5 protein-coding genes are annotated in these 4,494 nt (G+C 61.0%); 3 read left to right on the top strand and 2 right to left on the bottom strand.

Annotation, left to right across the window (positions count from 1 at the left end):
• Positions 1-797 (bottom strand): Clp protease N-terminal domain-containing protein (locus ABYW26_RS11050; RefSeq protein WP_372604919.1); only part of this gene is annotated, 797 nt, incomplete at its 3' end.
• A gap of 182 nt (positions 798-979) precedes the next feature.
• Positions 980-1,747, bottom strand: a complete 768-nt coding sequence (gene gloB, locus ABYW26_RS11055) for a hydroxyacylglutathione hydrolase (protein WP_372604920.1) — start codon at positions 1,745-1,747, stop codon at positions 980-982.
• A gap of 62 nt (positions 1,748-1,809) precedes the next feature.
• Here gloB and ABYW26_RS11060 point away from each other — a divergent pair, with 62 nt between their 5' ends.
• The 3 genes from ABYW26_RS11060 to atpA form a co-directional block, all read left to right on the top strand.
• On the top strand, positions 1,810-2,574 hold the full coding sequence (locus ABYW26_RS11060; protein ID WP_372604922.1) for a class I SAM-dependent methyltransferase: 765 nt from the start codon (positions 1,810-1,812) through the stop codon (positions 2,572-2,574).
• Between the two features lie 238 nt (positions 2,575-2,812).
• Positions 2,813-3,373 carry a F0F1 ATP synthase subunit delta gene (locus ABYW26_RS11065; protein ID WP_372604923.1) on the top strand — a complete coding sequence of 187 codons (561 nt, stop codon included), beginning with the start codon at positions 2,813-2,815 and terminating at the stop codon, positions 3,371-3,373.
• The coding region (gene atpA, locus ABYW26_RS11070) for a F0F1 ATP synthase subunit alpha (protein WP_372604925.1) at positions 3,374-4,494 on the top strand (1,121 nt) is incomplete at its 3' end.

The raw sequence follows: 4,494 nt of genomic DNA on the forward strand, positions 1-4,494 counted from the left end.
AGCGCGCCCATGTCCAGCGAATAGATGGTCGAATTCGCCAGAACCTCGGGGGTTTCGCCGTTGACGATCTTGCGGGCCAGACCTTCGGCGATGGCGGTCTTGCCAACGCCCGGATCACCGACCAGCAGCGGGTTGTTCTTGCGGCGGCGGCACAGCACCTGCACGCAACGCTCGACTTCCGAGTCGCGCCCGATCAGCGGATCGACCTCGCCCTTGCGGGACTTGGCGTTCAGATCGACGCAATATTTGGCCAGCGCCGATTCCTTGCCATCGCCTTCGTCCTTGGCGCCCTGGGCCTGAGTATTTTCCTCAAACTCGGGGGCGCCGGTGACAGGGCGGTTTTCACCAAAGGACGGGTCTTTGGCGACGCCATGCGCAATGAAATTCACCGCGTCATAGCGGGTCATGTCCTGTTCCTGCAGGAAGTAGGCGGCGTTCGATTCACGTTCGGCAAAGATCGCCACCAGCACGTTGGCGCCGGTCACTTCGGTCCGGCCCGAGCTTTGGACATGGATCGCGGCACGCTGGATCACCCGCTGGAACGCAGCGGTCGGCACAGCCTCGGAGCCTTCGATCTCGGTCACGAGAGTCGACAGTTCCTCGTCGATGAATTCGACAAGGGTCGCGCGCAGCTCGTCCAGATTGACCGAACAGGCGCGCATCACCTTGGCGGCGTCGGGTTCGTCAATCAGGGCCAGCAGTAAATGTTCAAGCGTGGCCAGCTCATGGCGGCGGGCATTGGCCAGCGCCAGGGCGGCATGGATGGACTGCTCTAGGGTCGTCGAAAACGAAGGCACGTTTGGTGCTCCTTTCCTGTCGGCGGAGGCGGGCGTTGCCGCGGGCCTCACTGTTGCCTCATAGAATTAAGGTTCGGTTTTTATCGCCGCGCTTCAAGGCCTTTCTGATCAAAATTGCGCAACTGTGATGCAACGACCCAATTATTAGGCGGAAATGCCACGATCACGGCCGCGAAGGACGATCAGAAGTTGTCTTTGCGTTTACGGATTTCAGCGAAGACTTCCGCGTCGGAGGAGCCTTGCAAACCAAGCCCGGCTTTGACCTGCGGAAGGGACGCACGCAGGAACGGGTTGGTTGCCAGCTCCTCCGACAGAACGGAGGGAACAGTAGGCTGCCCCTTGGCGCGTGCCGCAGCAACAGCCTCTGAGCGTGAGATAAGATCGGAATTTCCCGGTTCAATAGTCAAAGCGAATTTTGCGTTCGACTGGGTGTATTCATGGCCCGAACAGACGATCGTATCGGCGGGCAGGGCGGCCAGTTTCGACAGGCTGGCCCACATGGTTTCGGCGTCGCCCTCGAACAGGCGGCCACATCCCAGCGCCATCAGGCTGTCGGCGGTAAAGGCGGCGCCGGTGTCGCCGAAATAAAAGGCGATATGGCCCAGCGTGTGGCCATGCACCTCGATCACCCGCACGGATTCGCCGCAAACCGTCAACGGATCGCCTTCGGACACCTGCACATCCAGCGCCGGCAGCCGGTGCGCGTCGGCCTTGGCGCCGATCACCCGCGCCCCGGAATCGGCCCGCAGCGCGTCGACAGCGCCGATATGGTCGTGGTGGTGATGGGTGATCAGGATGTCGGTCAGGGTCCAGCCCCGTTGGGTAAGGGCGGCGCGGATCGGAGCTTCTTCCGGCGCATCGACAAGCGCAGTCTGCCCGGTTGCCGCATTATGCAGCAGATAGGCGTAATTGTCGGCAAGGCAGGGGACGGTCACGATCTCAAGGGGCATGGCATTCTTCTTCCGCATGGCTAAACTGGTCCCAACTGTTGCCGATCCATAGGCGGGCCGCAATGCACCTGGACGTTTTGGACCTCAGGAATTTCTATTACCGGACCAATCTTGGCCGCGTGGCGCAGCGTGCGATCCGCGCGCAGGTTCTGCAGATCTGGCCCGAGGCCAAGGGGCAAAGCGTCGCCGGGTTCGGCTTTGCCGTGCCGCTGCTGCGCCCCTATCTGGCCGAGGCCCGCCGGGTCATCGGGCTGATGCCGGGGCAGCAGGGGGTGATGCCGTGGCCTGCCGGGATGCCGAACGTGTCGGTCCTGTGCGAGGAAAGCAACTGGCCGCTGCCGACCGGGATGATCGACCGGCTGATTCTGATGCACGGGTTGGAAACCAGCGAACACCCGTCGGCGGTTCTGGAAGAGGCGTCGCGCGTGCTTGGCCCCGGCGGCCGGGCGCTGTTCGTGGTGCCGAACCGGTCAGGCCTGTGGGCGCGCGGGGACGGCACGCCGTTCGGGTTTGGCCGACCCTATTCACTGGGCCAGCTCGAATCGCAACTCAAGCATCACGGCTTTCAACCCGAAGCCCACAGCACCGCGCTGTATGCGCCGCCCAGCCACAAGCGGTTCTGGCTCAAGACCTCGGCGATGGCGGAAAAGGTCGGACGACGCATCAGCGGCTTCTATGCGGGCGGTGTTTTGATGGTCGAAGTCTCGAAACGGGTGCACCGTCCGGCGGGTCCGGGACTGACCGAAGCAGTGCGTCGGCCGCTGAAAGTGCTTGAGGGTCTGCCGCAGCCCGCGACCGGTCGAAGCTTAAAAACGAATCTCAGATAGTCGTTTTTACGCGTAATTCAGTCACAATCCTGTATCATTGCGGATGTGATCACAATGTTAGCGCCAAATCAGGCATTTGCGTTCACAGAATGGTGTTCTTGAAGGTTGCTAGGTGGCTGTGCCTCTGCTACACCCACGCCGATTTCGGGAGCGCGCCCAGCCGGGCGCGAGGCTTGAGCCGCCCCCCCCGTCGCACCCGCGGCATCAAGGGGGGGCTACAGACATCGGAAGGGTGGACGTGTCCGAACCAGCTTCGATCTCAGGTGGCATCGCTGCACGCTATGCCAAGGCCATTTTCGACCTGGCCAAAGAAGATAATCAACTACCCGCGCTTGAGGGCGATCTTGACGCATTGGAGGCCGCAATGGCCGACAGCGCCGATTTCAACGCCCTGATCTCATCGCCGATTTATTCGCGCGATGCGCAGGCCAAAGCAGTCTCTGCGATTGCGGCAAAGATGGGCCTGTCGGTCCTGATGGCCAATTCGCTGGGTCTGATGGCTGACAAGCGCCGCCTGTTCGTGCTGCCGCAACTTGCGGCAACACTGCGCGGGCTGATCGCCGACGAAAAAGGCGAAGTAACGGCCGAAGTCACCGCCGCTCAGGCGTTGACTGCAGACCAGCAAAACAAACTTGCTGCCACGCTGAAGACCAGCGTCGGCAAGGATGTAAAGATCAGCATGGCTGTCGATGAATCCCTCATCGGCGGTCTTATTGTCAAAGTGGGCTCGAAGATGATCGACACGTCGATCCGCTCCAAGCTCGCCGCACTTCAGAACACCATGAAAGAGGTCGGATAAATGGGTATCCAAGCAGCTGAGATTTCTGCGATCCTCAAGGAGCAGATTAAGAACTTCGGTCAAGAAGCCGAAGTCGCCGAAGTGGGCCGCGTGCTCTCGGTCGGCGACGGTATTGCGCGGGTCCACGGCCTCGACAATATCCAGGCAGGTGAAATGGTCGAATTCCCCGGTGGTATCCGCGGGATGGCCCTGAACCTCGAAGTCGACAACGTTGGTGTTGTTATCTTCGGCTCCGACCGGGACATCAAAGAAGGCGACCAGGTCAAGCGCACCAAGTCGATCGTGGACGTTCCCGCCGGCGAGGCCCTGCTGGGTCGCGTTGTTGACGGTCTGGGTAACCCGATCGACGGCAAAGGTCCGATCGCATCCACCGAGCGCCGCGTTGCAGACAGCAAAGCCCCGGGCATCATCCCGCGTAAATCGGTTCACGAACCGATGGCAACCGGCCTGAAATCGGTTGACGCCATGATCCCGATCGGCCGCGGCCAGCGCGAACTGATCATTGGTGACCGTCAGACCGGCAAAACCGCCGTGGCTCTGGACACCATTCTGAACCAGAAGTCGTATAACGACGCTGCTGGCGACGACGAAAGCAAGAAACTGTACTGCATCTACGTTGCAGTCGGTCAAAAGCGTTCGACCGTTGCTCAGCTGGTGAAGAAACTGGAAGAATCCGGTGCGATCGACTATACGATCGTTGTGGCCGCTACCGCGTCCGACCCGGCCCCGATGCAGTTCCTGGCCCCCTATTCGGCCACTGCAATGGCTGAATACTTCCGCGACAACGGCCGTCACGCCCTGATCATCTATGATGACTTGTCGAAACAGGCTGTTGCGTATCGCCAGATGTCGCTGCTGCTGCGCCGCCCGCCGGGCCGTGAAGCTTATCCGGGTGACGTTTTCTATCTGCACTCTCGCCTGCTGGAACGTTCGTCGAAACTGAACGAAGACAACGGCTCGGGCTCGCTGACGGCTCTGCCGGTCATCGAAACCCAGGGCGGCGACGTGTCGGCCTTTATTCCGACCAACGTGATCTCGATCACCGACGGCCAGATCTTCCTGGAAACGGAACTGTTCTACCAAGGCATCCGTCCTGCTGTGAACACCGGTCTGTCGGTGTC

This window comes from Actibacterium sp. (genome assembly GCF_041584535.1).
In the GTDB taxonomy this organism is placed as follows: Bacteria; Pseudomonadota; Alphaproteobacteria; order Rhodobacterales; family Rhodobacteraceae; genus Actibacterium_D.

Excerpts from the sequence above, each read along its gene's own strand:
- gloB (WP_372604920.1), bottom strand. The coding sequence starts at position 1,747 with ATGCCCCTTGAGATCGTGACCGTCCCCTGCCTTGCCGACAATTACGCC.
- ABYW26_RS11060 (WP_372604922.1), top strand. The coding sequence starts at position 1,810 with ATGCACCTGGACGTTTTGGACCTCAGGAATTTCTATTACCGGACCAAT.